Source organism: Blautia sp. AF14-40 (genome assembly GCF_003479665.1).
GTDB lineage: Bacteria > Bacillota > Clostridia > Lachnospirales > Lachnospiraceae > Fusicatenibacter > Fusicatenibacter saccharivorans.
Genome location: NZ_QUHK01000087.1, coordinates 1280 through 2192, shown reverse-complemented (window position 1 = coordinate 2192; position 913 = coordinate 1280). Strand labels below are relative to the sequence as shown.

Here is a 913-nt window from a genome sequence, read left to right as displayed (position 1 = left end):
GACAGTCCCCTTGTGTGGGGTACTGTCTGAAACAGGTACAGAAGAAAAAAGAAACCGAGCCGGAACGCTGAAAAGAAATGTGGAGAAACTTCTTTTTGTGTGGTAAAATAATTATCATATAGCAAAGGAGCTGATGAATTGGGAAATAAATTAACAGACGCTTTAATAGCAACTGGAAAAGGGGCTGTATCATTATTCCCCGGAGGTGGTTTTTTAGCCGAGTATATAAGTTTGGCACAAGGGTATGTGGCTGATAAACGAATGAATGAGTGGAAGCAAAGAGTTGAGGAAATATTAGAAAAAATTCCACGCTCAATAGATGAATTGGCACAAGATGAGGCGTTCTATTCTTGTGTTCAAGTTGCAACTATGGGAGCAATGAGAGCATATCAGAAAGAAAAGCAAGAGCTTTTTGCTAATGCACTTTATTCTTCTGCAAACAATATAGATATACCAACGGATAAAAAACTTTTTTACTTGTCATTACTTGGAAGTTATACATTAAGTCATATAATGTTGCTAAAATATTTCGCACAAGATAATTACAATGAAAAGGTTATTAAGCGAAGCGGAACAACAATTCGGACGATTGGTGGAACAGAACACCCGATAAAAGGAATTATTGAAAAACTTCCTTGCTTTGCAGATGATATAATGTTTGTAAAACATATTGCAGGACAGCTTTGTTCAGACAGTTTAATAAGCATTGTAGATTTTGATACACCTGTTTCAACAGAACTTGCAAGAGCAAAAAGAACCACAAAATACGGAGATGAATTTTTAAAATTTATTCAAGACTATCAATAGATAGCTTATTTGTAGAGTAGCCAGAAATGGCTGCTCTTTTCTTTTACCTGAAAGGAGGATTTTTTATTGACTTCACATATTTTAGTTATCGCAGAAAAGCCCAGTG

1 protein-coding gene is annotated in these 913 nt (G+C 35.5%); it reads left to right on the top strand.

Going from position 1 to position 913, the window contains the following annotated elements:
• Positions 1-138: 138 nt before the first annotated feature.
• Entirely contained in the window at positions 139-807 is a 669-nt protein-coding gene (locus DWW13_RS18305) for a hypothetical protein (RefSeq protein ID WP_055222878.1), read from the top strand.
• Positions 808-913 lie beyond the last annotated feature (106 nt).